21 protein-coding genes are annotated in these 22,109 nt (G+C 61.8%); 11 read left to right on the top strand and 10 right to left on the bottom strand.

The annotated features are described in order from the left end of the window. Window positions 1-17: 17 nt before the first annotated feature. The 7 genes from AC0L2Y_RS11845 to AC0L2Y_RS11815 form a co-directional block, all read right to left on the bottom strand. The gene (locus tag AC0L2Y_RS11845; RefSeq protein ID WP_473556260.1) at window positions 18-1,388 is read right to left on the bottom strand and encodes an FGGY-family carbohydrate kinase; all 1,371 of its coding nucleotides are present in this window, start codon (window positions 1,386-1,388) and stop codon (window positions 18-20) included. Beyond that, entirely contained in the window at window positions 1,385-1,702 is a 318-nt protein-coding gene (locus AC0L2Y_RS11840; protein WP_473556258.1) for an L-rhamnose mutarotase, read from the bottom strand. The genes AC0L2Y_RS11845 and AC0L2Y_RS11840 overlap by 4 nt, the downstream gene beginning before the upstream one ends. Further along, the gene (locus AC0L2Y_RS11835) at window positions 1,702-2,703 is read right to left on the bottom strand and encodes an ABC transporter permease (protein WP_473556257.1); all 1,002 of its coding nucleotides are present in this window, start codon (window positions 2,701-2,703) and stop codon (window positions 1,702-1,704) included. Before AC0L2Y_RS11835 ends, AC0L2Y_RS11840 begins: the two co-directional genes overlap by 1 nt. Beyond that, entirely contained in the window at window positions 2,700-3,677 is a 978-nt protein-coding gene (locus AC0L2Y_RS11830; protein ID WP_473556254.1) for an ABC transporter permease, read from the bottom strand. Before AC0L2Y_RS11830 ends, AC0L2Y_RS11835 begins: the two co-directional genes overlap by 4 nt. Next, window positions 3,674-5,215, bottom strand: a complete 1,542-nt coding sequence (locus tag AC0L2Y_RS11825) for a sugar ABC transporter ATP-binding protein (RefSeq protein ID WP_473556253.1) — start codon at window positions 5,213-5,215, stop codon at window positions 3,674-3,676. Before AC0L2Y_RS11825 ends, AC0L2Y_RS11830 begins: the two co-directional genes overlap by 4 nt. 83 nt (window positions 5,216-5,298) lie before the next feature. Continuing rightward, entirely contained in the window at window positions 5,299-6,294 is a 996-nt protein-coding gene (gene rhaS, locus AC0L2Y_RS11820) for a rhamnose ABC transporter substrate-binding protein (RefSeq protein WP_352448664.1), read from the bottom strand. A 55-nt stretch (window positions 6,295-6,349) separates the two neighbouring features. Then, window positions 6,350-7,159, bottom strand: coding sequence for a DeoR/GlpR family DNA-binding transcription regulator (locus AC0L2Y_RS11815; RefSeq protein ID WP_352488252.1), 810 nt, complete (start codon window positions 7,157-7,159; stop codon window positions 6,350-6,352). 187 nt (window positions 7,160-7,346) lie between these two features. Between AC0L2Y_RS11815 and AC0L2Y_RS11810 the strand changes: the two genes are divergently transcribed. The 3 genes from AC0L2Y_RS11810 (at window position 7,347) to ggt (AC0L2Y_RS11800) (ending at window position 13,206) form a co-directional block, all read left to right on the top strand. Further along, on the top strand, window positions 7,347-9,449 hold the full coding sequence (locus AC0L2Y_RS11810; protein WP_473556249.1) for a bifunctional rhamnulose-1-phosphate aldolase/short-chain dehydrogenase: 2,103 nt from the start codon (window positions 7,347-7,349) through the stop codon (window positions 9,447-9,449). A gap of 177 nt (window positions 9,450-9,626) precedes the next feature. Further along, window positions 9,627-10,919, top strand: a complete 1,293-nt coding sequence (rhaI, locus tag AC0L2Y_RS11805; protein ID WP_473556248.1) for an L-rhamnose catabolism isomerase — start codon at window positions 9,627-9,629, stop codon at window positions 10,917-10,919. A gap of 550 nt (window positions 10,920-11,469) precedes the next feature. Beyond that, window positions 11,470-13,206, top strand: a complete 1,737-nt coding sequence (ggt, locus tag AC0L2Y_RS11800; RefSeq protein ID WP_473556245.1) for a gamma-glutamyltransferase — start codon at window positions 11,470-11,472, stop codon at window positions 13,204-13,206. 64 nt (window positions 13,207-13,270) lie between these two features. Here the strand turns inward: ggt (AC0L2Y_RS11800) and AC0L2Y_RS11795 are convergent, their stop codons facing one another. The 3 genes from AC0L2Y_RS11795 to AC0L2Y_RS11785 form a co-directional block, all read right to left on the bottom strand. After that, a complete protein-coding gene (locus AC0L2Y_RS11795) occupies window positions 13,271-13,612 on the bottom strand; it encodes a hypothetical protein (protein ID WP_292663955.1) in 342 nt (113 codons plus the stop codon). A gap of 181 nt (window positions 13,613-13,793) precedes the next feature. Further along, window positions 13,794-14,243 carry a hypothetical protein gene (locus AC0L2Y_RS11790; protein ID WP_473556243.1) on the bottom strand — a complete coding sequence of 150 codons (450 nt, stop codon included), beginning with the start codon at window positions 14,241-14,243 and terminating at the stop codon, window positions 13,794-13,796. A gap of 140 nt (window positions 14,244-14,383) precedes the next feature. Then, window positions 14,384-14,683, bottom strand: a complete 300-nt coding sequence (locus AC0L2Y_RS11785; protein WP_473556242.1) for a DUF1236 domain-containing protein — start codon at window positions 14,681-14,683, stop codon at window positions 14,384-14,386. Between the two features lie 421 nt (window positions 14,684-15,104). On the opposite strand from AC0L2Y_RS11785, the gene AC0L2Y_RS11780 reads away from it, so the two are divergent. The 8 genes from AC0L2Y_RS11780 to ggt (AC0L2Y_RS11745) all read left to right on the top strand — a co-directional run bounded on the left by AC0L2Y_RS11780 (window position 15,105) and on the right by ggt (AC0L2Y_RS11745) (window position 21,928). After that, on the top strand, window positions 15,105-15,296 hold the full coding sequence (locus AC0L2Y_RS11780; RefSeq protein ID WP_473556239.1) for a DUF3606 domain-containing protein: 192 nt from the start codon (window positions 15,105-15,107) through the stop codon (window positions 15,294-15,296). A gap of 40 nt (window positions 15,297-15,336) precedes the next feature. Further along, complete coding sequence (locus tag AC0L2Y_RS11775) at window positions 15,337-15,666, top strand: DUF6894 family protein (RefSeq protein ID WP_473556238.1); 330 nt, start codon at window positions 15,337-15,339, stop codon at window positions 15,664-15,666. Between the two features lie 684 nt (window positions 15,667-16,350). After that, a complete protein-coding gene (locus AC0L2Y_RS11770) occupies window positions 16,351-16,701 on the top strand; it encodes a VanZ family protein (RefSeq protein WP_473556237.1) in 351 nt (116 codons plus the stop codon). Window positions 16,702-17,212: 511 nt separating this feature from the next. Then, window positions 17,213-17,884 (top strand): GntR family transcriptional regulator, encoded by a 672-nt coding sequence (locus AC0L2Y_RS11765; protein WP_473556234.1) that lies wholly within the window; start codon window positions 17,213-17,215, stop codon window positions 17,882-17,884. 84 nt (window positions 17,885-17,968) lie between these two features. After that, window positions 17,969-18,814 (top strand): transporter substrate-binding domain-containing protein, encoded by an 846-nt coding sequence (locus tag AC0L2Y_RS11760; RefSeq protein WP_473556232.1) that lies wholly within the window; start codon window positions 17,969-17,971, stop codon window positions 18,812-18,814. Between the two features lie 70 nt (window positions 18,815-18,884). After that, on the top strand, window positions 18,885-19,598 hold the full coding sequence (locus AC0L2Y_RS11755; protein WP_352488268.1) for an ABC transporter permease: 714 nt from the start codon (window positions 18,885-18,887) through the stop codon (window positions 19,596-19,598). Then, window positions 19,595-20,314 (top strand): ABC transporter permease, encoded by a 720-nt coding sequence (locus AC0L2Y_RS11750; protein WP_352488573.1) that lies wholly within the window; start codon window positions 19,595-19,597, stop codon window positions 20,312-20,314. Before AC0L2Y_RS11755 ends, AC0L2Y_RS11750 begins: the two co-directional genes overlap by 4 nt. 21 nt (window positions 20,315-20,335) lie before the next feature. Then, entirely contained in the window at window positions 20,336-21,928 is a 1,593-nt protein-coding gene (gene ggt / locus AC0L2Y_RS11745) for a gamma-glutamyltransferase (RefSeq protein WP_473556229.1), read from the top strand. The last annotated feature ends 181 nt before the right edge of the window (window positions 21,929-22,109 follow it).

Raw genomic sequence — 22,109 nt, 5'->3', positions numbered from 1 at the left:
CGCCATGAGCTCGGCGGTCAGGCTCGTTCGTCGACCGCCGAACGCCAGGAGCGCACGTAACTTGTCCAGAGTGGATCGTCCGACGGTTCGGTCCTTTCGCCTCTGCCTTGCGGTGTCCCCTGGTCCGACGCCAGCAAGGCGGCGCCGATGCTGGTGCCTGTTGCAGCCTCGGAGGCAATGACGGCGCGCGCCGTCGCCGCAGCCAGCATGCGGGTGAACAGCCGGTTGCGGGCGAAGGGTCCTTCGACGATGGTTGACCCCTCCGCGCCGATCAGGTCGAGGCAGGTCGCGGTCATCAGCGCCAGGTAGAACGAGATGGCGACAAAGCGCTGGCCGGCGCTCATGCCGTCCGCGTTAAACCATGATGCGGTACGATGCGGAAACGGCCCCGAAACCTGTTGGGTCGAAGGCAATAGGGACGTCTTGCGCGCCAGCACCGTGGCAACATCGTCTTCCGTCCAGTTCTCCGATTGGCCCTCGGTCAGCACGGAAAACTCGCGGCCGCCCATGAAGCGCGCCGAGGGCACGGGATCGCCGAGTGCGTTGACATTGACCAGCGTGTCGCGTGCCGGATCGAGCGTGACCTTGCTGCCGCCGACCGCCATCGACACCACCCAGGTGCCGGTCGAGACGACGGAGAAAGGCGGCTTGCCGGATAGGAGATGCGGCAGCAGCGAGGCGTTGGAATCGTGCAGGCCGCAATACACCGGCGTTTGTGGGTCGAGGCCGGTTTGCCGCGCCAGAGCGGGCAGGATCGGGCCCAGGCGGTCCTTGGCCTGCCGCACCGGCGCCATCAGCCGGCGCCATTGCAGCCGGTCGACCAGCGACGAAAAATCCGCTTTCCACGGGTTCCAAAGATCGGTGTGGCAGCCGAGCGAAGTCACCTCGCTGGCGGCGACGCCGGTCAGGCGCAAGGCCCAGTATTGCGGATACATCAGCATCGCGGCGGTTCTGGCGAAATCCGCCGGAAAGCGCTTCTGCTGCCAGAACAGCTGCGCACCGAGATTGAGGCCGGCCGGCAGGCGCGGCGTGCCGGTCTCGGAGAACGCCGGACGGATCGTGTCATAGTCCCCGGCAAGGGCATCCGGCCCGTCGAATTCGTAGTCGAGCGCCGGCAGCGCCAGTTCGCCAGATGCGTCGACCAGCACGGCCGTTGCGCCATGGGTGGTGATCGATATCGCATCGATGCGCTGCTCGCGATCGATCTCGGCCAGGCTGCCGAGGATAAACGCCCATAACCGCTCGACGTCATGGTGCGGGTACCGGCCTTGCCGAACCGGCTCGTTCACCATCTTGCGCAGCGCGACTTCGCTTGCTGCGGCAAGATCGACCAGCGCCACCTTGGCGTTGGTCTTGCCGATGTCGATGACGGCGACGTGGCGGGTCATTCCATATGGAACATTGTTTCCAGCGGCACCGCCACCGGCTCGTTGTTCGGCCTGGTTTCCATGATGTCCGCCATCTCGGCCCACCAACGCTGCATCACCGGATGCTTCGGCAATTCGTCCATGCCGTGGTCATCGTGTCGCCACAGCACGCCGAACAGTCTGTTGGTCTCCTCGTCGAGGTGGATCGAGTAATCGAAGATATCGGCCTGTTTCAGCAACGCCACGAGTGACGGCCAGATGTCGTCATGGCGCCTCTTGTACTCGGCCTTCATGCCCGGCTTGAGCTTCATTTTGAACGCGTATTTCTCGGGCATCAGGCAAAGCGCTCCCGCCGCACGCGCCGCCATAGGATCGGCAGCGCGATGACGATGATCAGCAGGAGGCCGATGAAGATCGACATGACGATCCCCGGCACGTTGAGCAGGCCGAGGCCGAAGGTCACCAATCCCATGATGAAGGCCGCCAGCACCACACCCAGAATGCTGCCGGCGCCGCCCAGGATGCTGACGCCGCCGAGCACCACCATGGTGATGACTTCGAGCTCGTAGCCCTGCGCGATGGACGGCCGGGTCGAGCCGAGCCGCGATGTGATCAGCACCGAGGCGATGCCCGCCATCAGGCCGGTCAGGCAAAACAGGATGAATTTGATGCGGCCGACACGTACCCCGGAAAACTGCGCCGCGACCGGGTTGTTGCCGATGGCAAAGACCCGGCGGCCGAAGCTCGTCCGGTGCAGAAGGAACCAGTAGACGACTGCCGCGATCAGGAAAAGCGTCAGTTCGAACGACACCACCCACCAGACATAGCCTTGGCCGAAGAAGGCGAAGCTCGCGGGATAGCCCTTATAGGCCTGGTCACCCAGGATGATGAAGGCAATGCCGCGAAACAGGCTCATCGTGCCGATGGTGACGACGATCGACGGCAAGCCGAGCCTGGTGACGAGCAGCCCGTTGAAGGCGCCGCAGCCGAGCCCGACAACGAGGCCGATTGCGACCAGCACCGGAGTGCCGGCGCCGGCCTGCACCGCCATGCCCATCATTGTTGACGCCAGTGCGATGATGGCGGCTACCGACAGGTCGATTTCGCCGGAGATGATCAGCAGCGCCATGGCCAGCGCGATCAGCGCCTTTTCCGTGAAGTTGAAGGTCAGGTCCGACAGCGACCATGGATCGAGGAAATAGGGCGAGGCAAAACTGTTCACGGCAAAAATGGCAACAGCGACAACGACCAGCAGCGCCTCCCAGGAGAAGACCGCCGCGGTGAAAGGCTTGTCGAGCCGATCGGGAATGTGGCGTGGGGCAGGGGCGTCCATCATGCCGCTTCCGCCTTCTTGAGAATGATGCGGCCTTGCCGGCGTTCGCCGCGTGCGTTGAGCACCACGGCCAGGATGATGGCGCTGCCCGAAATCGCCATTTGCCAGAAGGGCGAGATGTTGATGACCGGCAGTGCGTTGGAGATGATGCCGAGGAACAGCGCACCGAGCACCGCGCCGCCGACCGAGCCGATGCCGCCGGCGATCGAAATGCCGCCGATGACGCAGGCGGCGATGATGTTGAGCTCATAGCCATTGGCGACCTCGACCGAGGCGATGACGTAGCGCGAAATCCAGAGATAGCCGCAGAGGCCGCCGATCATCCCCGAGATGCAGAAGACGATGAATTTCGTCCGGCCGACATCGATGCCGGCATAGACCGATGCGGTCGGGTTGACGCCGATGGCGTAGATCGAGCGGCCGAGCGCGGTGCGCGTCATCACGAGGAAGAACAGGGCGATAACCAGCATCGCGATCCAGGACAGCACCGGAATGCCGAGGAAAGCCGCGCGCTGCAGGCCGATGAAATCAGGGCTCATCTGGTCGGCATTGACCCAGGCGCCGTCTGATATGACGAAGGTGGCGCCGCGGTAGATGGTGAGCGTGCCGAGCGTCACCACGATCGAGGGAATGTTCAGCCGCCATACCAGCAGGCCGTTGATGGCGCCGAGCACCAGGCCGACCAGAAGTGCGATGACGATCAGCAGCGGGATCGGGATTGCCGGATGCGCGGCGTTCAGCATCGCCACCACCATGCCGGTGAAGCAGAGATTGGAAGCCATCGACAGGTCGATCGAGCGGGTCAGGATGACGACCATCTGGCCCAGTGCCAGGATCATCAGGATCGACGTGTCGTTGAACACCTGGCGCAGATTGGCCGGATCGGCAAAACCTGGAAAACGCGTTGAGATCAGCCCGATCAGCACGACGATTGCCGCCAGCAGCCAGACCTCGCGATATCTGAGAAAAGCCTTCATGCCGCGATCCCCGCTGCCGTCCTGACCAAGGTTTCGGCGTCGAGCCCCTTATTGTCGTAGACCGCGGCAATGCGGCCCTCGCGCATGACGACGACGCGGTCGGACATGCCGAGGATTTCCGGCAGTTCGGACGACACCATGATCACCGACAGGCCTTGCGCGACGAGCTCGGCCATGAAGCCGTGCACGGCTGCCTTCGAACCGATGTCGATGCCCTTGGTTGGCTCGTCGAGGATGATCACCTTGGGCGCGGTCGCCAGCCATTTGGCGATGACGATCTTCTGCTGGTTGCCGCCCGACAGCGTGCCGACATCCTGGCTGAGCGAAGAAGCGCGCAGGTCGAGCCGCTCGGTATAGGCGCGGGCCAGGGCGAACTCTTCCGCCAGCCGCAACATGCCGGACTTGGATGTCCGCTTGAGCGAGGGCAGCGAGACATTCTGGAAGATCGGCAGGCCGATCACCACACCTTGCTTGCCGCGCTCCTCCGGCACATAGACGATGCCGGCATTGATCGAATCCGCCGCCGATTTCGGCGCGATCGCCTTGCCCTCCAGCGTGATCGTGCCGCCGCTGGTGCGGGTGATGCCTGATATCGCCTGCATCACCTCGCTGCGCCCGGCGCCGACAAGGCCGTAGAAGCCGAGGATTTCGCCCCTGTGCAGTTCGAAGCCGATGTCGTCGAACTCGGTCGGATGCGACAGGCCGGAGACGGCGAGCACCGGCGCGCCGATCTCGGCCTTGCGCTGCGGAAAGATGTGATCGACCGAGCGGCCGACCATCATGCGCACGATCTGGCTCTGGCCGGCGTCCTTGATCAGGCCTTCGCCGACCATCTCGCCGTCGCGGAACACGGTATAGCGGTCGGCGATGCGGTAGATCTCATCGAATTTGTGGCTGATGAACAGGATCGCCTTGCCGTCGCTCTTGAGGAATTCGATCAGCAGGAAAAGCTCCTCGATCTCCTTCATCGAAAGTGCTGCCGTCGGCTCGTCCATGATGACGATCCGCGCGTCGATCGACATGGCGCGGGCAACCGCGACAAGGTGCTTGTTGGCGATGCCGAGATCCTTCAGCCTGGCATCGGCGTCGATATGGCCGGCGCCCATCGTGTCGAGCACCTCGCGGGCATTCTTGCGCATGGTACGCCAGTCGATGGTTTTGAAACGCGTGCGCGGCGCATGGCCGAGGAAGATGTTTTCGGCCACCGTCAGGTCGTCGAACAGCACGGTTTCCTGGTGGATGGCGGTGATGCCATGCCCGAACGCGGCGTGGGCGCTGGGCAGCGTGACCGGCTGGCCGTCGATGCTGATCGTGCCAGCATCAGGCTGGTAGATGCCGGTCATGATCTTGACCAGCGTCGACTTGCCGGCGCCGTTTTCACCGATCAGCGCGGTTACCTGGCCGGGATAGAGCGACAGGCCGACATCGTGCAGCGCCCGCACGCCGGGAAAGCTTTTCGAGATGCCGGACAGCGTCAGGCGCGGTCCGGAAAACAAAGGCGCTTCCTTCGCCATTTCGTGTTGGGCTGTCGTGTCCATAATCGTATCAAGCCCTGAAGCAAGGTTCGTTTGAAAGCGCGGCGGAACCTGAGCCCCGCCGCACCGTTTCGAAGGCTCCAGGATCAATAGATCTTGGAGAACTTTTCGATGTTCGACTTGTCGAACTGGAAGGGCGGAGCCATCGCAGCCGAGTTGGTGTCGTCGAGCGTGACTTTGCCGACGCGGCCGATCGACAGCGTAGCACCGGGCTTGGCTTCTTCCTTCTTCACCGCCAGATCATGGGCGAGGTAGACGGCCGAATAGCCGAGATCGATCGGGTTCCACAGCGCAACCGCCTGGCTGGCGCCATTGTCGATGAACTTCTTGAACTCCGACGGCAGCGCCAGGCCGGTGACGTTGACCTTGCCGATCAGGCCTTCATCGGTCACCACCTGCGCGGCGGCAACGACGCCCACCGTGGTCGGTGCGATGATCGCCTTGAGGTTCGGATAGGACTTCAGCAGGCCCTTGGCTTCGTCCGTGCTCTTGGCCGAGTCGTCGTCGCCATAAACGGTGGCGACGAGTTTGATCTTGGGGAACTTCTCCGGCAGCACCTTCTTGGCCGCGTCGATCCAGGCATTCTGGTTGGTCGCGGTCGAAGAAGCCGACAGGATGGCGACATCGCCGCCTTCCGGCAGGTAGTCGGCGGCAAGCTTGATGATGGTCTCGCCGATCAGGTTGGTGTCGGAGGGGTTGAGGTGAAGCTGGCGTCCTTCCGGCGCGACGCCTGAATCCCACGAGATGACGGTGATGCCGCGCTGCATCGCCTTCTTCAGCACCGGCACCAGCGCGTCGGCGTCGTTCGCCGAAATGGCGATGGCATTGACCTTCTGGGCGATCAGCGAATTGACCACTTCGATCTGTGCTTCGGCGGTCGCCTTGGTCGGGCCGGTGTAGATGATGTCGACATCGCCGAGCTCCTTGGCCGCCTCTTCGGCGCCCTTGTTGGCGGCGTCGAAGAAGCCGTTGCCGAGCGACTTCACCACCAGCGCGATCTTGACGTTTTCGGCATAGGCGGCATTCACGAACATGGCAGCGGAGAACGCCGCCGTAACCATTAATTTCTTCAGAAAGCTCATCGAATATCCTCCCTTGAGCGTTGCATTCCATCGCCGCTGCGGGCGTGAGTGGTTCTCAGGCCTGCAGCGAAGATTCTTCCTTGTTGGTTGCCGTTGTGCGGGCGATGATCAGCGTCACGCCGGCGGTCTCCAGCATCTTGGCTTCGCGATCCTCGATGGCGTCGTCGGTGATCACCGTGGCGATGCGCGACAGGCCGCACAGGATCAGGCTCGAGCGTTTGCGGAACTTCGAGGAATCGACCAGCACCACCAGCTCGTCCGCCTGGTCGATCAGCTTCTGCTCGGCCTGGATCAGCAGCGGGTCGCCTTCCATCAGACCGAGCGGCCCCAGCCCTTGCGCGCCCATGAACATGCGGCGCGCGTAGAAATTCCGCGTCACGTCATTGTCGAACGGCGACAGGATGATGTTCTGCTCGCGGTAGATGGTGCCGCCCGACAGCATCACCGTGTTCTTGGAGTGCCTGAGCAGGTGCTCCGCGATCGGGAAGGAATTGGTGAAGATCGGCATGCGGCGGCCGGTCAGGAAGTGCACCATCTGGAAGGTGGTGGTGCCGCCATTGATGATGATCGGTTCGCCGTCCTTGCACAGCTCCACGGCTTCCCGCGCGATGGCCCGTTTCTGCGAAGCGTTGATCGTCTCGTTGACGGAAAACGGCCGTCCGGCAAGGCCGATGAACTGCGGCGGCGAAAGCGCCTCGGCACCGCCGCGCACCCGGCGTAGGCGCTTTTGCACATGCAATGCGGCGATATCGCGCCGGATCGTCGCCTCCGACGACTCCGTCAAGTCGACCATCTCCTGCACCGTCACCACAGGTTTTTCCTGGACGGCGGACAGAATGATCCTGTGGCGCTCTTTCTCGTGCATGGTTCCTCCCTGCCTGAGCATCTAGGCACCCTAAACGCGCAGTGTCAATCATTTCCGATCAGATAATTTCATTGTGCAGTGCAATATGATTGATGTTGATCGTTTGTGATTGACAAGACGGCCGCTTGCGTAGAAATTCGCACAAAAGGGACCCGCGCCGTTTGCGTGTCCCAAAGGGAGGATACCTATGCTCGACAAGCGCTCCGGCACGCGCCTCGCCAATCTTTGGGATGACGCAAAAGCGCAAGAAATGAGCGAGCCCGAACGTCTGGTCTATCGCTCGAACGTTCTTGGCTCCGACAAGCGCGTCACCAATTATGGCGGCGGCAACACCTCGTCCAAGATCTGGCAAAAGGATCCGCTCACCGGCGAGAGCGTGGAAGTGCTGTGGGTCAAGGGCTCGGGCGGCGACAGCGCCTCGATTAAAACAGACGGCTTCGCCACGCTCTACATGGACAAATTGCGTGCGCTGAAAGGTCTTTATCGCGGCCTCGAACACGAAGACGAGATGGTCGGCTATCTGCCTCACTGCACCTTCAATCTCAACCCGCGAGCGGCTTCCATCGACACGCCGCTGCATGCCTTCGTGCCGAAGCCTTATGTCGACCATATGCATCCCGATGCCATCATCGCCATTGCCGCCGCCAAGGATTCGCAGGCGCTGACCAAGGAGATCTTCGGCGACACGATCGGCTGGCTGCCATGGAAACGTCCGGGCTTCGAGCTCGGCCTGTGGCTGGAGAAATTCTGCCTCGAGAACCCCGAAGCCAAGGGTGTCGTGCTGGCCAGCCATGGCCTGTTCAGCTGGGGCGACACGCCGAAGGAATGCTACGAGACGACGATCTCGGTGATCAATCAGGCGATTGACTGGTTCGAGCGCAAGAGCCAGGGCAAGCCGATCTTCGGCGGCGAAGTCGTCAAATCCCTCGATGCGCCGGCGCGTCGCGCCGTCGCCGCAAAACTGATGCCGAGGATCCGTGGCCTGGTCTCGGAGAACAGCCACAAGCTCGGCCATTTCGACGATTCTCCTGCCGTGCTCGAATTCGTCAATTCCAGGGATTTGCGGCCGCTGGCGGCACTCGGCACGTCCTGCCCGGACCACTTCCTGCGCACCAAGATCCGGCCGCTGGTCATCGAGTTCGACCCGAAAAATCCCGACGTCGATGCCGTCATTGCCCGCCTTGCCGACGATGTGGCTGAGTATCGCGTCGGCTATCAGGCTTATTATGATCGCTGCAAGCACGCGGATTCGCCGCCGGTGCGTGATCCCAACGCCGTCGTCTATCTGATGCCCGGCGTCGGCATGTTCACCTTCGCCGGCGACAAGGCGACGGCGCGCATATCGGGCGAATTCTACGTCAACGCCATCAACGTCATGCGCGGTGCCTCGACGGTGTCGACCTATGTCGGCCTGCCCGACCAGGAAGCCTTCGACATCGAATACTGGCTGCTCGAAGAGGCAAAGCTGCAGCGCCTGCCGAAACCAAAAACCCTTGCCGGCCAGATTGCACTGGTCACCGGCGGCGCCGGCGGCATCGGCCGGGCCACCGCCAACAGGCTGCTGCGCGAAGGCGCCTGCGTCGTGCTGGCCGATATCGACGAAGCAGCTCTCGCCAGCGCCAATGACGAGCTGGCGAAAGCCTACGGCAAGGATTTCTTGCGGCCCGTCGTCATCAACGTCACGTCCGAGGATCAGGTGATCTCCGGTTTTGCCGAGACGGCAGTCGAATTCGGCGGCATCGATATCCTCGTGTCGAATGCCGGTCTGGCAACGTCGGCGCCGATCGAGGACACCACGCTGGCCCTGTGGAACAAGAACATGGACATCCTGTCGACCGGCTATTTCCTCGTTTCGCGGGAGGCGTTCCGGCTGTTCCGGGCGCAGAAGATCGGCGGCAACGTCGTCTTCGTCGCCTCCAAGAACGGGCTTGCCGCATCGCCAAACGCCGCCGCCTATTGCACGGCCAAGGCCGCCGAGATCCATCTGGCCCGCTGCCTGGCGCTGGAAGGCGCGGAAGCGCAGATCAGGGTCAATGTCGTCAATCCCGACGCCGTGCTGCGCGGCTCGAAGATCTGGACCGGCGAGTGGAAGGAACAGCGCGCCGCCGCCTACAAGATGTCGACCGACGATCTCGAAGAGCACTACCGCTCGCGTTCGATGCTGAAGCGGTCGGTGTTCCCCGAAGACATCGCCGAGGCGATCTATTTCTTCGCCTCCGACATGTCGGCAAAATCGACCGGCAACATCATCAACGTCGACGCCGGCAACGCGCAGAGTTTTACGCGATAAGCGACCGTCTTTGAGGGTTGCGCTGCCCCTCATCCGCCTGCCGGCACCTTCTCCCCGTATAGTGACGGGGAGAAGGGAAGCGCTCCAGCGCCGGTGATCCCCGTCTCCCCGTTCTTTACGGGGAGAGGGTAAGGGTGAGGGGCAGCGCCGACCAACGCAAATTGGGAGGAAACCACCATGTCCGAAACCATCATCTCCGCCGACCTCGTCGACAGGCACAATGCCGCGCGCGATGCAGATCTCAGACGCGACTACGAGTCTCTCGGCGAGCGCCTCGACCGCCGCGGCATCGCCATCGATGCCATTCGAGACAAGGTCGAGAAATTCGCCGTCGCCATCCCGTCCTGGGGCGTCGGCACCGGCGGCACCCGCTTTGCCCGCTTTCCCGGCGCCGGCGAGCCGCGCGACATTTTCGACAAGATCGAGGACTGCGCCGTCATCCGGCAATTGACGCAGGCGACGCCGACCGTCTCGCTGCACATTCCCTGGGACAAGGCCGATCCGAACCGGCTGAAGCAGGCGGCATCCCGCTTCGGCCTCGGCTTCGACGCGATCAACTCCAACACCTTCTCCGACGCCAGGGACCAAAAACTTTCCTATAAGTTCGGCTCGCTGTCGCATGCCGACGCGGCGACGCGCCGGCAGGCGGTCGAGCACAATCTCGAATGCATCGACATCGGCAGGACGCTGGGCTCGAAAGCGCTGACGGTGTGGATCGGCGACGGCTCGAACTTTCCCGGCCAGGTCAATTTCGCCAAGGCATTCGAGCGCTATCTCGACGCGATGAAGGAGATCTATGCCGGGCTGCCGGGCGACTGGAAGCTGTTCACCGAGCACAAGATGTACGAGCCGGCCTTCTATTCGACCGTCGTGCAGGATTGGGGCACCAACTACATCATCGCCACGGAACTCGGCGACAAGGCGTTCTGTCTGGTCGACCTTGGCCATCACGCCCCCAACGTCAACATCGAGATGATCGTGTCGCGGCTGATCCAGTTCAAGAAACTCGGCGGCTTCCATTTCAACGATTCGAAATATGGCGACGACGACCTCGACGCCGGCTCGATCGATCCTTACCGCCTGTTCCTGGTCTTCAACGAACTGGTCGATGCCGAGCTTGCCGGTGCCGAAGGTTTCGATCCGGCCCACATGCTCGACCAAAGCCATAACGTCACCGATCCGATCGAAAGCCTGATGCTGTCGGCGATCGAGGTGCAGCGCGCCTATGCCCAGGCGCTGCTGGTCGACCGCAAGGCGCTCGAAGGTTTTCAGCACGCCAATGACGCGCTGATGGCGACGCAGACGCTGAAGACAGCCTATCGCACCGACGTCGAGCCGATCCTCGCCATGGCGCGGCTGAAGACCGGTGGCGCCATCGATCCGGTCGCCGCCTACCGCGCCGCCGGCTATCGGGCGAAGGTCGCAGCGGAACGGCCGGCGGTGGCGAGCGTCGGTGGCGGGATTGTTTGAAGTTGGGTGAAAATGAAAAACCCGCCACGAAAGGCGGGTCATTGGAGCCAATTAGCACCACAGCCGAATTAGTAGCATAGCTGCCGGCACAAAGCAAGAACAAAATTGCTGAGGTGTGAAAAATGCTGACAGCCGCAATGAAGCGTGGCCTTGCTAAACGCTGCGGCGCTCAGCGGTCACGGCATGGATCCTAGGGTCTCCGCGACGTCGCTTCGCTCCTGCTTCGCCCTAGGATGACGAAGGGAGGAGGAGTCTTCAGCTAACCTCGAAAGCTCGAGGTTCGCCATGGCAGCACCTTCTACGCAGCGGTGCCAACTGGCAATCTCCGACATCTGCGATTAGCCTTTGCCTCTACGCCTTCGTCATCCTAGGGCGAAGCAGGAGCGAAGCGACGTCGCGGAGACCCTAGGATCCATGCCGTTACATCAGCCGAAGATCGCAACGTTGGTTACGAAGCGTGCACGCCCCGCCGTATCTTTCCATTAATGTCAGTAGACTCAACCTCGCCAAGCGCGTTTCCTAGGCCTACCCCACGCCTCGGAGAACGGCCATGCACAACACCCGCCGAACCCTAATCGCCGTCAGCCTTTCCCTCACCCTGACCTTCGTACCTTTCCTCGCCTTTGCCGCCTCGCCGCAGCCGGCGAAGGGCGAGCACGGCATGGTTGTAACCGCCCAGCATCTTGCGTCTGAGGTCGGCGTCGAGGTGCTGAAGAAGGGGGGCAATGCCGTCGATGCCGCGGTCGCCGTCGGCTATGCGCTCGCCGTGGTGTATCCGACCGCCGGCAATATCGGCGGTGGTGGCTTCATGACCATCCGCTTCAAGGACGGCCGCTCGACCTTCCTCGATTTTCGCGAGCGCGCACCGCTGGCCGCGACCAAAACCATGTATCTCGACAAGGACGGCAAGCCGGTGAAGGGCGCCAGTCTTGACGGCTACCTCGCGGTCGGCGTGCCGGGCTCGGTTGCCGGTTTCGAGTTGGCGCGGGAGAAATACGGCACACTGACGCGGCAGGACTTGCTGGCGCCGGCCATCCGCTTTGCCAAAGAAGGTTTCGTGCTGGAGCAGGGCGATGCGGCCTCGCTCCGGGGCGGCGCGGAGCGGTTGGCGAGGGACCCAGCGGCGGCAGCCATTTTCCTCAAGCCGGACGGCAAGCCCTATACTGTCGGCGAGCGCCTCGTTCAGCCCGATCTTGCGGCTTCGCTTGGCGCCATTTCCGAGCGCGGTGCGGATGCATTCTACAAAGGCGCGACCGCCGACGCCATCGTCAAGGCGAGCGGCGAGAAGGGTGGCATTCTGGCCAGGGCCGATTTCGAAAACTATGCGGTGCGTGAGCTCAAGCCGGCGACCTGCAATTATCGCGGCTACGAGATCATTTCCTCGCCGCCGCCGAGCTCCGGCGGCGTCATCATCTGCGAGATCCTCAACGTGCTTGAGCTCTATCCGCTGTCCTATCTCGGCGCCGGTTCGGCCGAGACGGTTCACGTCATGGTCGAGGCGATGCGCCACGCCTATGTCGACCGCAATTCGGCGCTCGGCGATCCCGGCTTCGTCGATAATCCGGTCGCAAAACTGCTCGACAAGAATTACGCCAGGGAAATCCGCGAAAAGATCGATCCGTTCCGGGCCGGCGTCTCGCAGGAACTGATGCCGAAGGGCTTTGGCGAAAGCAGCGAGACGACGCATTATTCGATCATCGACAATGACGGCAACGCCGTCGCGGTAACCTACACGCTGAACGGCTCTTTCGGTGCCGGCGTTGTCGCCGCCGGCACCGGCATTCTGCTCAATAACGAGATGGACGATTTCACCCAGAAACCCGGAGTGCCTAATCTCTATGGCCTGGTCCAGGGCGAGGCGAATGCGATTGCGCCAAAAAAGACGCCGCTGTCGTCGATGAGCCCGACCATCCTCGCCAAAGACGGCAAGCCGTTCATGGTCATCGGCAGCCCCGGCGGTTCACGCATCATCACCATCACGCTGGAGGCGATCGTCAACGTCGTCGACCACGGCATGAACATCCAGGAGGCCATCGACGCACCGCGCGTCCATCACCAATGGTTGCCCGACACGGTCTATATCGAACCTTTCGGCCTGTCGCCCGATACCGAAAAGCTGCTTACCGGCATGGGCTACCACCTCGATCTTGCCGACACGACCTGGGGCCAGGCAGCCGGCATCCTGGTCGGCGGCAAGAGCCTGGCGGAAATCGAGAAGGGTGGTGGCGCCCGCTACAATGGCGCCATCGACAGCCGCGCCGCATCCGGCAAGGCTATCGGGTATTAGACCCCAAAAAGTGGGAACCGGTTTTCGGATAAGATCATGGTCAACAGGAAGATTTCGCTCTGAATCAGGTGACCAGCGCGATCGTCGACGCTATCAGCATCAGTGCCGCGATGCCGACGAACAGCGCGTAGATGCGCGGCCGGTCGAGCAGAAGCGCATTGCCGGATATCCATGCTGCGGTGGCGCCGCCAAGCGCGAAAAAGAAGGTGCTGCGGCGCCCGAAGCTCAAGCCGGCAGCCATCAGGCCACCGATGATCAGCGCGCCGAACACGATGATCACGGCGACTGCGTATTTTTCGAAATCGTTGCTGCCGGCGCTCGGGCCGATCGCGTTCAACCTCGACAGATCGTCCGGATCGAACGGGCTGGTCGACCCATATTCGTCTTGACCGACAGGCTCATGCATTATTCGTTCTCCGCAAACCGACAGCAAATCATCAAGCCTCGCCGAGCGCAACCGCTCGCCGAATGTGATCGGCACGGTGTTCAACACTTTCTGACGGCGGCTTGCCAGAGATTTTTGAATTCGCGCTTGGATCGCCGCCCCGCTGCGCGGCCTGGTCAAGCGCTTCGCCCGAGCTGAATCTTCATGCTGCCCTGGCCAAAGACTGCGTTGCCTGAACGGAAGCCCCAAGCACCGCCTGTGCGGTGTCGGCCTGCCTTTCATCGACATGCGCCAGCACCAGGATCACACCTTGTGCTGCATCCGGCTTGCCCGGCTGCTTGCCGATATCGGACAATGTGCCGAAAAACCTGCCGGCAACGCAGCCCAAGGCTGTACCGACGAGGGCCGATGCCAGCCATCCCGCGCCGAGGGGATCGATGCCGGGAATATTGAAGGCGCCGAGGCCGGCCAACAAACCCGCCGCCGCGCCAAGGGCGGCACCGCTGCCTGGACCGCGCAAGACGGCGCCGATTTCGTCGTCGTAGGGTCCGATGACACTGATCTGGTGGCGCGCAATTCCTGCCGCCTGAAGTGCTTCGACGGCTCGCGCCGCCTGGTCATGGGAATCGAAAAGTCTGCTGATTGTTCGCATTGAAACTGCCTGTGAGGCCCCCCGGCCCTCCACGGTACGGCGGGGTTCCTGCCGAGCGACGACGCCGAGCAACCCCTGACGCATGCGTCGCCCGCCGCTCATTTCTGAGCGGCGGGCGATGGCTGCCCGAAGCTTTCACGTCATTCGATGATCTTGACGATCTTGCGCGTGCCGGGGTCGACGACGACGGTGCGGTTGTCGACGACGACATAGCGGTATTTGACGTTGGGGACTTCATGAAGCTCGACGGTGTCGGGGAGTGTCGAGCCGATATTGAGTTCCACCCCAGGGATTTTCACCGAGGCCAGCGGCTGCTTTTTCACATACTCCCTGATGACGGTTTCCTGCTGCGGTTCGATGACAACGTCTTGCGCCGCAGCGGCACCGACGCCTGCCAGCAGCAAAAATCCCGCCACTGCGGTGGAAAGATGCATTCTCATGGTCGTCTCCTTTGCGAACTCGGTCCGCTCTTCGCGCCAAGGCTCATTCGAACGGAAGGCAGCTGAAAACGTTCCGTCGACGGGGCTTCGGTCCCGCCCGGCAGGGACCAACCGACGTAGCGCCGCAGGACTTAAGTCTGATCCTTGCGCGCAAAGGGTGGGTTTGCCGCATCACCCGGAACCGTGGCGGCGCGTGGCCGTTGCTGGCTGCACGTTCCGGGAGGATTCCATGGAAAAAGTCGACGGTTGCTCGCACCGATCTTGGCTGTTTCCATTCCGATCGAACCCGGCATCTGCGCAGCCCTGTCCCTTCCTGCGCCGATAGGGTTCGCGCGTCACTTTGTGGCGGGCGAACCCTCAAATTGCTGCGTGCACCAAAGTTGATCCCCTGAAGCGAAGAGAAGGGGCGAGGAGAACAGAAATGGCCGACGACAAGACCAAGCGAGACTTCAGTGATCGCAATCGCGTTTCGGCGGATGGGTATTATGAGGTCGAATACTTCGCGCGGGAAAATGGTGTCTCGCCCAGCCAGGTGAGTAAGCTGATCAAAAGGACCGGCGGCGACCGGATGATCCTCTCGCAGGCGGTGAAGGCATTGCGCGAGCGCAAGTGAGATGGCGGCGAAGCCAACGGTGGAGAGGCATTGATCGCGATTGGCCGAGATCGCGGCCAGCTATCGACAACGTGCCCGGATGCCGCCGCTTCGGCCAAGCGCAATGCCCCGCTACTTCTTCGATTCCGATGAAGACGGAATCGTCTATTCCGACGATCAGGGAACGTTGTACGACGATTTCCCGCTGGTCAGGAAAGAAGCCCTTCGCTCATTGGCGGAGATGGCCAGGGATGGCCTTCCTCATCGCAGGATTGCAGTCAAGGTCCGGAACGACTATGGCGGCCTGGTCCTTGAAGTGGCTTTGACCTTTGCCGCCGAAACGCGGCATTTCGACGAGCGGATTTTCCAGATCGACTTGCGCAGGAGGTGACGCCTCGATCGTCATCGCTCCGACCATGAGATTTCTGGTGCAGCCGGCATCTTCCCTAGACCGGAACATTAGAAGTCTCTAATTGTTATCCTGAGCAGCGGGAACCTCCCGGGTTTCTGCTGCAGATCGGGGTGCAACCCGGTCGGCCCGCGCCCTCCGCCAGAGGCGCGGGCTTCGTTTGTTTAGCCGATGCGCAACGCCGTTCGGCAGCAGCATATTGGAAACCTGCGGGAGCACTCGTAACATCAGTCGCTACCGTGGCGCCCTGGCGCCCAGGCAACGGAGCCCGTCGTCCGACAGGGCGGCGGGCTTTTTTGACGCGGGCCGCTCCTCACGCAACCGGTGGAATTCTGGCCGGCGCCGCTTCGGGTAGCATGGGGTAAGATGCCCTGACGCAGCGCCGGCCAAGCGGAAATCAGGTCCGCCGCAGCCGGATAGTAGCCGCACTGGCGCAACACGTAATTGCGTGATCGCGGAAGCTACACCAATGCAGAGCACTGCCAGCAGCCCCGGCCTGCCCAGCGGCTGAACCGTGGCATTCATTCATTCTGACGATGCATCGGACGCCCGGACGGCGGAAATTGGACGCCACGCTCGCTCTCGATTCAGCGGCCGGCGATGTCTCCTGCAGATTTCCGACGAAAGGCCATTCTATCCCTGTCGAGCCTGGATTCTTATCAGGTCGTGGCAAGGATTGCCTTTCCGGCCGCGTTTGCCGGCGTTCTGCTGTTCGCCCTTCTGCCGGAGCAGCTCCTGCAGGGTCTTGGCCTGTCTTTCGCGGTTGATCACGACAAACTCAATCACGCCGGCGCCTTCGTCGTCCTTGCGGCTCTCGGAAGTCTCGGCTGGCCGGAACACAAGGCGAAGCTGATCGCACTCCTCGTTCTCACGGGCGCAGCGATCGAGGGTCTTCAGGCCGTGCAACTGATAGGGCGCGACCCGGATCTATTCGACTGGGTGGCCGACTGCGCGGGAATCGCGGGCGGGCTGACAATTGCAGGCTGGACAAAGCGGCTCGCCGGCGGATTGCCATAGCTCGAAAGCGCATGACAGAATCGGCGCGCCCGTGCCCCAATAAGGGGAAAATGGCCGGCGCCACTTGGGGGGCGCGTTGGGGTAAGTTGCCTGATGGGGCGCCGGCCAGGCGGAAAAATCAGGTCCGCCAGAAAGTAGCATAGCAGGAACGGCAATGCGCGGCACTAGCGTGATCGCGGAAGGTCCGCGTTCGCGCCTCCGGTGCGGTGACCCGTTTTGGATCAACAATTCTGGCACCTGAATTGCACTGTAGGCACTGCCGGTAACCCCGGCAACGTCCCCGAATATGGGGCCTCGCCGCTTCGCAAATGGGGCGGCGGGCCTTTTTGCAGGACGCCGCCAAGCGGCCGATCAGCGGCATAGCCGATTACGGGTTTTGTCTGCCCGATTTTCCCTACCAAGCGCTTATTCTCACAACAGAAATTCCAACGCGCGCAAGCATCGGTGCTTGACACAGGTTCAGACAACTGGATAAGTGGATACACAGATACGCTCTGATCGGACCCAGGACATGGCAGCAGACGCAATCGAGCCGTTGGGCATCACGACCGCCGAGGAGGAGGCTTATCGCCACATCCAGCGGGCCCTGAGGATGGGGCGTTATCGGGCCGGGGACCGGCTGATCCCGGAAGAGATCGCGACGGAAATCGGCATGAGCCGCATGCCGGTTCGCGAAGCATTCCGCCAACTGGCCGCGGAAGGTCTCGTGGTCATTCGCCCGAACCGTGGCTGCATCGTCGCCGGGCTTACCCTCGATGAGATCTACGAAACATTCGAAATACGCTCGGTGCTCGAAGGGCTGGCGGTAAGGCTTGCCATGCCGCACATCGATGTCGAAGTGCTTGAAGAACTGGAACGCCAGCTCGACCGCATGGAGCGCGCCAGCCAGACCGGCAGCAGCGACTGGGTCGTGCGCCACCAGGCTTTCCATTTGCAGATTTGCCAATTGAGCAACAGACCCAAGCTGGTCCGGCAGATTGCCAGCCTGCACGTCGTGATCGAGCCCTACCTGCGCATCTGGTTCGACTACGTCGACAAGCCCGCCAGCGCGCGCGCCGAGCACGAGATCCTGATCGACGTGCTGCGGTCAGGTGATGCCGGCAAGGCTGAGATCGCCATGCGGGATCATATCGTCGAGACGGCGCCGCTTCTGGCCAACTTCGCAAGTCCCGGCCGCCGCTAGGAAATATCATCTGACTCGTTGAAGCCGGAAGATAATCCGGCACGACGAAAGGGAACTGCCATACCGGCAAAAGAGGAGAATGACATGAAAGTTAGCCGCATCGCAGCCATTGCGTCGGTCCTGTTCGGCCTGGTCCAGGCCGCCGTTGCACAAGAAACACCAAAGGCAATTACCATTGCCACCGAAGGGGCCTACGCGCCCTGGAATTTCACAACAGCCGACGGCAAGCTGGACGGCTTCGAAGTCGATCTCGCCAATGATCTGTGCGGGCGAATGAAGATCGAGTGCAAGATCGTCGCACAGGACTGGGACGGCATGATCCCCGCGCTGACCGTCGGCAAGTTCGACGTGATCATGGCGAGCATGTTCATCACCGAAAAACGTCTGAAGGTCATCGACTTTACCCAGCCATATGCGGTGGATCCCTCAGGTTTCGCGGTCGCCAAGGATAGCGAACTGGGCAAGCTCGGCATTTCCAATGAGCGGTTCAAGCTGGAGAATGAAGCCTCTGCGCAGGCGGCAATCGACAAGCTCAAGCCATTGCTGAAGGGAAAGATCATTGGCGTTCAGGCCGCAACGGCGAACCTGGAATTTGTGAAAAAATACTTCTCGGACGTCGCCGAGATTCGCGAATACAAAACCACCGAGCAACACGATCTCGATCTTGCCGCGGGTCGCATCGACGCGCTCTTCGCACAGCAGACAGCGCTGGCCGCCACGCTGAGCAAACCGGAGTTCAGCGACTATACGCTTGCAGGACCAGGATTTGTCGGGGGTCTCTTCGGTCTTGGCTCCGGGGCCGGTATCCGCAAAGAGGACACCAAGCTGAAAGACATGCTCAACGGGGCCATCGACGCCGCGACCGCCGACGGCACGATCAAAACCCTGTCGCTTAAATGGCTCAAGAGCGACGTCACTCCAGTCAAGTAAGCGCTTGTCGGCGAACGGCCATTCCTGACCACGTTCCGGAGCTGAGCCGTTCGTCCTGCCGGGGGTATCAATGGTTGACGCATTCCGGCTGCTTGGTTTCCAGCACGGAGGTTGGGGGGCTGCTCTTCTCGTGGCGGCCTCAGTCACAGTGCTCCTGTCTGTGCTGGGCTTTGCGCTTGGCGCTGTGTTCGGTGGGCTGGCAGCGGCCGGGCGTCTGCGCAACTCCAAGGTATTGAGGTTCTTGGCCCTTGGCTATTGCACGGTTTTCAGGGGCGTGCCCGACCTTCTGACCATTTATCTGCTTTACTATGGAGGAAGCGTCGCCCTGACCTCGCTTGGTCATAGCCTGGGCGGATCTGGATTCGTCGGCGTTCCAGCCTTTGCCACTGGAACATTGGCCATCGCGATCATCTCGGGCGCCTATCAAGCCGAGGTCTATCGAGGGGGTTACCTCGCCATCGACCAGGGACAGCACGATGCCGCTTGCGCGCTTGGTCTCAACCGGCTGCAGCGGCTGCGACAGGTTATTTTTCCCCAGCTCCTGAGATACGCGCTGCCGGGTCTCGGCAATGTGTGGCAGTTGGTTCTGAAGGACTCCTCGCTGATATCGGTAATTGGCCTCGTTGAACTGATGCGCCAGGCACAGGTCGCTGCAGGTTCGACCCGTGAACCGTTCGTCTTCTACATTGCTGCAGCCTTGCTCTATCTGGCTATCGCTTCCGTCACCGGCCATGCCTTTTACCGTCTGGAACGAAAGGCGCCGTGGCGCGTCCGGTCGGCATGATAGATTTCAGTTTTTTCCTCGAGATCCTGCCGAAGCTCCTTGCCGGCCTGCCGCTTACGATGGAACTGGCCCTGACTTCCATTGTTGCCGGCTTCGTTCTTGCCGTCACATTGGCGCTTGCCCAGCAATCGGAATCGCCCTTCGTCGTCTTGCCGATCCGTGGCTTCGTTGCCGTGTTCAGGGGCACGCCTCTGCTGGTGCAGATTTTTCTGACCTATTATGGCCTTGGTCAGTTCCGGCACCAGCTGTCGGCAATTGGATTATGGGCCGTTTTCCGCGAACCCTACTGGTGCGCAATCATCGCGCTGACACTCAACACTACCGCCTATGGCAGCGAAATCCTGCGCGGCGCGATTCAATCGGTGCCACGCGGCCTTGTCGAGGCGGCCCGGTCTGTCGGCCTGTCCACCTCTCTGACCTATCGGCACGTTATCCTGCCGCTGGCCTTTCGCCAGGCGCTGCCGAGTTACGGCAATGAAATCATCCTGATGATCAAGGGCACGTCTCTGGCTTCCATCGTGACCTTGATGGAGGTGACCGGAATTGCCCAGGGATTGATCTCCCAGACCTACCGCGCCTTTGAAGTCTTCATCTGCGCGGGCGCCATTTATCTCACTTTGAACTTCGCGATCATCCGTGCCTTGGCGGCACTCGAATACTGGATGTCGCGGCATCTGCGGCACCGCCCCTCGACGATGAGCGACGCCGCCTCTTGATCACGATCAGAAGGGCATAGCATGCGAAATTTTGAGAAACCCACGCGCTCGGTCGTCGTTTCACGCGAGGCCATGGCCGCCACCTCTCATCCGTCGGCGACCCTGACGGCAGTCGAGGTCATGGCGGCCGGCGGCAACGCCATGGATGCCGCCATCGCAGCCTGCGCGGTGCAATGTGTCGTCGAGCCAGCCTCGACCGGCATTGGAGGCGATTGCTTCGCTCTTCTGTCGCGAAACGGATCCGGCGAGGTCATCGCCTATAACGGATCGGGCAGGACACCCGCCGCCCTCACAATTGACTGGTTCCTCGAACGTGGCATGGCCGAGGTGGCCCGCAATTCTCCTGGCTCCGTCACCATCCCGGGAGCGATCGATGCCTGGACCAGATTGCACGCTGATCATGGGCATATGCCCTTCGATCAAATCCTGGCCCCCGCTATACGTTTCGCCGAGGAAGGCTACGCCATTTCACCGCGGGTCCATCGTGACTGGGCGTTGGAGGAAGAACTTCTGGCCTCCGATGTTACCGCGAAACGGATTTTCCTGCCAAACGGCCGCGCGCCACGCGTTGGCGAAGTACATCGCCAGCCTGAGTTGGCTGCAACGCTGCGGCTGATCGCCGAGAAGGGACGCGAGGCTTTCTACACCGGCCCAGTGGCCGAAGACATGGTCGCCTATCTTCGTGGGCTCGGCGGATTGCACACACTCGAAGATTTCGCCTCGGCAACAGGCGAATACGTGACCCCGATCAGCACGGCGTTTCGAGGCTGCGATGTGTTCGAATGTCCGCCGAACGGCCAGGGTGTGATCGCGCTGCTCATTCTAAACATCCTCTCGCGCTTCGAAGCCAAGGGGGACCCGCAATCCGCGGACCGGCTTCATCTGGAAATCGAAGCGACACGCCTCGCTTACGCCGCGCGTGACCTGCTCGTCGCCGATCCAGACACGTCCGAAGTCCCGGTGGCCGACATGTTGTCGAATGCCTGGGCCGATCGTCTGGCCGGCATGATTGACCTAAAGCGCGCCCGCGCGGATCTGCCGGGGTTCGATATGCCGCTGCACAGCGACACGGTCTATATTTCCGTTGTCGACAAGGATCGCAATGCGGTCAGTTTCATCAACTCGGTCTTCGACAGCTTTGGCTCGGGCCTGGTCTCGCCACGCTCCGGTGTCGTCTTGCACAATCGCGGGCAAAGCTTTTCGCTTGACCCCAGGCACCCCAATGCGGTGGCGCCGAACAAGCGGCCTTTGCATACCATCATACCCGGGATGCTTGCGAGAAGCGGCCGGGCAGAAATGCCTTTCGGCGTTATGGGTGGCTACTACCAGGCAATGGGCCACGCGCATCTGCTGACGAAGGTGCTCGACTTCGGCATGGATCTGCAGGAGGCGATTGATCTGCCGCGGGTCGCCCCCGTCAGCGGCACGATGAAGGTCCAGGCCGAACACGGGCTCGCTGGCGAAACCGCGACTGAACTTAGCCGACGCGGTTTCGAAATCATTCCTGCGACGGACCCGATCGGCGGTGCGCAGGCCATCCGCATCGATTGGGCAAACGGGACGCTGCTGGGTGGTTCCGAACCGCGCAAGGACGGCTGCGCCCTCGGTCTGTAGAGCGGTTGTGCCAGAGCGGGTTCCAAGATGCTGAAGACGTCTTCATCGACATTTGGCCGGCGAGCAGGGGTCGCTGGCGCCATGGTCCAGATAATTCTTGCACGCCGAACCACCGACACGCGGATTTTCAGTCCGCTGTCGGTGATTGATATTGTTCAGATTTTAGGCCGAATGTCGCGTT

Source organism: Mesorhizobium sp. WSM4830, assembly GCF_055811495.1.
This window is presented reverse-complemented; position numbering and strand designations above follow the sequence as displayed.